This is a genomic window from Thomasclavelia sp., from assembly GCF_047249845.1.
Lineage (GTDB): Bacteria > Bacillota_I > Bacilli_A > Erysipelotrichales > Coprobacillaceae > Thomasclavelia.
Genome location: NZ_JBKTWO010000088.1, coordinates 1 through 5,195 on the forward strand (window position 1 = coordinate 1; position 5,195 = coordinate 5,195).

At 25.8% G+C, this 5,195-nt stretch carries 6 protein-coding genes; 5 read left to right on the forward strand and 1 reads right to left on the reverse strand.

What is annotated here, in order from left to right; genetic code table 11:
* Positions 1–290, reverse strand: a 290-nt coding sequence (locus ACLR9T_RS13220) for a PTS sugar transporter subunit IIA (protein ID WP_413109975.1), incomplete at its 3' end; no start/stop codon positions are given.
* 198 nt (positions 291–488) lie between these two features.
* Between ACLR9T_RS13220 and ACLR9T_RS13225 the strand changes: the two genes are divergently transcribed.
* The 5 genes from ACLR9T_RS13225 to ACLR9T_RS13245 form a co-directional block, all read left to right on the forward strand.
* Positions 489–2,420, forward strand: a complete 1,932-nt coding sequence (locus tag ACLR9T_RS13225) for a BglG family transcription antiterminator (protein WP_413109980.1) — start codon at positions 489–491, stop codon at positions 2,418–2,420.
* A 636-nt stretch (positions 2,421–3,056) separates the two neighbouring features.
* Positions 3,057–3,278, forward strand: coding sequence for a helix-turn-helix domain-containing protein (locus ACLR9T_RS13230; protein ID WP_413109976.1), 222 nt, complete (start codon positions 3,057–3,059; stop codon positions 3,276–3,278).
* Positions 3,279–3,291: 13 nt separating this feature from the next.
* Entirely contained in the window at positions 3,292–4,281 is a 990-nt protein-coding gene (locus tag ACLR9T_RS13235) for an HNH endonuclease (RefSeq protein ID WP_413109977.1), read from the forward strand.
* A gap of 71 nt (positions 4,282–4,352) precedes the next feature.
* Positions 4,353–4,739, forward strand: coding sequence for a (deoxy)nucleoside triphosphate pyrophosphohydrolase (locus ACLR9T_RS13240; protein WP_413109978.1), 387 nt, complete (start codon positions 4,353–4,355; stop codon positions 4,737–4,739).
* 2 nt (positions 4,740–4,741) lie between these two features.
* Positions 4,742–5,195: phospholipase D-like domain-containing protein (locus ACLR9T_RS13245; protein ID WP_413109979.1), on the forward strand; the 454-nt coding region annotated here is incomplete at its 3' end.

Consider the following 5,195-nt stretch of genomic DNA (forward strand, 5'->3'; position numbering starts at 1 on the left):
GAAAATAAATAATTCACTTTTTTATCATCCATAGTTCCCCACTCAATTGCTTCATTTGTTCGTAAATACAAGATTGCGACTTTTTTTACATGTCTACTACGGGCATGAGGAATTGCAAACCCATCTTGCAAACCTGTCGGAAATTCCGCTTCCCGTTTTTTCAAATCATCAAGTAAACCTTCACGATTATCACAAATATTATATTCATGAGCTTTGTCTGCAATAAATTCCAATAACTGATCTTTATCAGTTGCTTTTACATCTAAAAATATATAATCTTCATTAAGCATTACGTTACTACCTCCTTGCTACAATTACAGTCTATCTTGAATTTGATTTTATTTCAACCAATGCTATTTCCACTTATTATTGGAAACTTTTATTTAATAAACACCAAGATTTCCATTTTATTTTGGAAATTAATTATTTGCATAAAAAACCAATAATCTATACAATATAGACATAATAAGGAAGGAATCGTGATAATAATGTTTCCATACAATCGTTTAAATGAAATTTTTACTTACATTAGACAAAATGATCTTGTTTCAGCAAAACATTTATCATCTTTACTAAAAATTACCGAGCGTACTATCCGTAGTGATATTCAAACAATCAACGAGATTATTAAAGATAATGGTGCCCAAATAAAACTAAAAAGAAAAGCCGGATATTATATTGAAATCAACGATCAAGAAAAATATAATACTTTTTTATCTTCATTAAAACAAGTAAAAACAAGTAATCCTGAGCTAGATACATCTCAAGACCGTATTAAATATTTATTAAATTTATTATTATATAGTGATGAATATATGACTCTTGATGATTTAGCTGATAATATTTATGTTAGTAAAAATACTTTACAAAATTATATTAAAACGTTAAAAAATATTTTTTCAAAATATAATCTTGAATATATATCTAAAACAAATACTGGTGTTAAAGTAATTGGTAATGAAGATGATAAACGTAAATGTTTGGTTGAGAATGTTTTATCATTTAATTTTCAAAACTATGTTACTGGTTTTACCAAAGAAGAATATGCTCTTTTTGAAGGAATTGATCTTGATTTACTTAAACAAATTATTTCTAATAAATTAAAGAAAGCTCAAATAAAAACTAATGATTTTAATTTTAAAAATCTAGTTATCCATTTTGCTTTAATGATTTCTAGAGTTCAATTTGACTGCTATATCAATACCAACAATACTATTAAAATTGATGATAATTATACAGGTTTTATCGATGATATCACTTTAGAAATAGAAAACACTTTCAATATCACTATTAGTGAAGGTGAAAAAAAGTATCTTTACTCTCATTTAGTTGCTAATACGCAATTAAACGATTTAGTCGATAACGATAATAAAATCAAAGAATTAGTACAAGAACTATTAAATAATATTTATCTTGACTATAATTTTGATTTACGTAAAGATGAAATCCTAGCTCATGATCTCTTTTTACATTTTAAATCAATCTTAAATACTAAATCATTTGCTTTAAATAAACGTAATCCTTTATTAAACACAATTAAAACTAACTTTCCTTTAGCATTTGATATTACTCTTACATGTACTGCAAAAATCTTTAATAAACCACCATATATTTTAACTGAAGATGAGGTAGGTTATGTATCCCTACATATTGGAGCAGCCATTGAGCGCTGTTTTTCTGGTAGTTTGCAAAATAAAAGTGTTATTTTAGTTTGTGGTTCTGGTCAAGCCACTACAAGAATGTTAGAAGCTAGATTAAATGTTTTCTTTAAAGATAAGATAACAATTGTTCGTAAAGCTTCGTATAATGAATTTATTAATTATACAAAAAGAGAATTGTTGAACATTGACTTTGTCATTTCGACAATTCCTTTAAAGAGTGATTATATCCCTGCTATTACAGTTGATTTTGCTTTAAATAACCAGGATATTGAAGCTATTTCTAAATTTCTTACTTCTATATCTTTAAATAAAATGAAAAAATCTAATAAGTTTTTTGATAAAAATCTCTTTTTTCATTTAGATGAAATAGATTCTAAAGAAGCTTTATTAAAACAAATGTGTCAGTTAATGGAAAATCAAGATATTGTTGACAGTGACTATTTTGATTATGTTATGGAGCGTGAAAACTTAGCAAAAACTAATATGAATGAAGTATTTGCATTACCACATCCAATGCGCTTATGTGCTAAAGATACTAAAGTTGCAGTAGCCATCATTGATCAACCACTAAAATGGTATAAACAAGATACCGTTCAAATCGTCTTTTTACTAGCAATAAAACAAGGTGATCAACAAGACATTGAACACCTTTACGATATATTTATTGAGATTGTTAATAATCCTAAATTACAGCAAAGTATTATTCATAGTTATAACTATGATAGTTTTATTAATAATTTATTAGAGAATATGGAATAGCTCCTCTTTATTCATTTTAATAAAACATCTCTTTTTGTCAAATGCTATTTCATAATCTACTATATATTGATATCCACAAACTTTTTCACCTTTCAAATATATTTTTTCAATAATTTGATTACAGCCTTCATCAGCAGTATCATTGAGGTCTTTGTCTTCCACTACCAGTAGTGCAAAGATAAACCCTCTTTTTTATTTATCTGTAAATATTTTGCATCACTAAACGGTTTATACCACATACTTTTTAATTAAAACCAGTTTGTCCCTATCTTATAATGGTTTACTAAATATTTGTATATATCCTTAATTATAACTAGTCACAGATTATAACTAAATTATCTTTATCTTAAAAATATACTTATTAAAGTTACAATAGACTTTCATAGTATTTCCACATTGATAATTCATATAACCCACTAATCATCTATCACTATCATTATTATCAATAATATCTTCTAAATGGTTTTACTTTCTATATATAATATTCATTAAATTTATATATTTTTTGACTATCCTTTTTTATTTATATTATATCGCCAATCAAAATACAATTAGATAATATCATTCACTATAAGTGAATATATAAATGATTTTTATCCTTGTATAATTTAATTAATAAATGAGGAGTCTTTAATTATGAAAAATTATGATAGTGAATATAAAAAAATAGGTCTAAATATTAAAAAATATCGACTTAAAGCAAACTTTACCCAAGAGCAATTATGTGAGAAGGTTGGAATTAGTATAAGTTATCTTAGCAAAATTGAAGCTCCAAACTGTAACAAAAGCTTTTCATTAGATCTTTTATACCGTATATGTGATGTATTAATGATCGATATTAAAAAATTATTTGATTAATGAGGTTAAAAATATGAAAATATATTATGTATTCCAAAATCAAAGTAAAAAACAAGAACTAAATGGTAAATATTTATGGTCTCCCCAAAAAAAATCAACTGGCGAAAATGATTTGGGCTATACAAATATGTCTAAAGTTCAAAAAGGTGATATAATTTTTCATGGTGCAAATCAAGAAACCTATGCTATTAGTATTGCCCAAAGCGACTGCTATGAAGCTGAACAACCAGAAGAATTAAAAAATTTAAAACCAGATCAAATTTGGAATAATAAAGGTTATATGGTAGATTGTGATTATAATCTACTTACTCCACCTCTCGATATGAGACAACATCGGGATTGGTTAAAAGAACATAAATTAAAAGGTGGCCCTTTTAATTCAAAAGGTGGAGGTAATCAAAGATATTTATCTGAAATAGATCTAAAACATGCTAAATATCTTCTTACTAAAATAAAACATAATGAAAAATTTAATAAAACAAAAGCCTTTATTCATGCTCTTTTAACAGAAACTTTAGATTATGATTTAGATTATGATAACGATGAATTAGATAAAATAAATAAATCTTTAGAAGTTAATGATAAAAATAATGAATTGATTGAGCCTGAAGGACCTGAAAAAATAAAATTAGCAATTTCTAATAATACAGGTATACCAAGGCCAAAAAGAGATAGTGAAAAAGCTAAAAAAGCTTTACAAAATGCCAACTATAAATGTGAAAATGAAACTGATCATATCCTATTTTTAAGGAAAAATGGATTATATGAATATACTGAACCCCATCATTTAATTCCTTTATCCAAATTTAAAGATTTTAAATTTAGTTTGGATGTTACAGCAAATATTGTTTCACTGTGTAGTCATTGCCATAATTTATTACATTATGGCCGCCTAGAAGATAAAACTGTTATTTTAGAAAAATTGTATAACAAAAGAAAAAATCAATTATCTAAAAAAGGAATCTTTCTATCATTTGAACAATTACTTAATTATTACAAGTAATTGTTTTTAATTACAATTCTTTAAATAAATTCTTAATATTGCTATAATTAATATATAGAGGTGTAAATTCAATGAAAACGTTAAATGTTGTTGCTGCTATTATAAAAAAAGATAATAAAATACTTATTGCTAGTAGAAAAGATGGGGAATTTGCAGGAATGTTCGAATTTCCTGGTGGAAAAATAAAAGATGGTGAAACAAGCGAACAGGCCTTAATTAGAGAGATTCAAGAGGAACTAGAAGCTACAATAAGTATAGAAAAATATTTTATGAATGTGTACTATACCTATCCTAATTTTATATTAAACATGGATTGCTACTTGTGCACTTTAAAGGGTAACCAAATAAAACTTAATAATCATAATGAAATAAAATGGATTACATTAGACGAACAAAATATTAATTGGATTCCTGCTGACATACAAATATTTAAAAATTTAAAAGAACAAGGGGTATAATAATGCTTTTAACAATGCAATCTAATACAAATGCAATATTTAACAATATGCATCAAACAAAACTACTAACTAACAACTATAAACAAGGAATAAAAATATCACATGAATTAGTTAATCAACTAAACTCTTGTGATTCTTTTTGCTTCTCTGTTGCCTTTATCAATAAATCTGGCTTAGCGATATTAAAACAAGCATTAATTGATTTAAGGGGCAAAGGAATTAGAGGTAAAATAATAACTTCAACATATTTAGGGTTTAATCATCCTAATGTGTTCAAAGAATTATTGATTTTTGATAATATTGAAGTGCGCATATTCGAGGATGAAGAAATTGGTTTTCATCCTAAAGGATATATCTTTAAACATAAAAATAACTTTGATATCATTGTTGGAAGCTCAAATCTAACCCAATCTGCATTATCAACAAATCAGGAATGGAATATTAAGATTCAAGCTA

Bases quoted from the DNA above. Each gene is read 5' to 3' on its own strand.
- ACLR9T_RS13225 (WP_413109980.1), top strand. From the start codon at position 489: ATGTTTCCATACAATCGTTTAAATGAAATTTTTACTTACATTAGACAA.
- ACLR9T_RS13235 (WP_413109977.1), top strand. From the start codon at position 3,292: ATGAAAATATATTATGTATTCCAAAATCAAAGTAAAAAACAAGAACTA.
- ACLR9T_RS13240 (WP_413109978.1), top strand. From the start codon at position 4,353: ATGAAAACGTTAAATGTTGTTGCTGCTATTATAAAAAAAGATAATAAA.
- ACLR9T_RS13230 (WP_413109976.1), top strand. From the start codon at position 3,057: ATGAAAAATTATGATAGTGAATATAAAAAAATAGGTCTAAATATTAAA.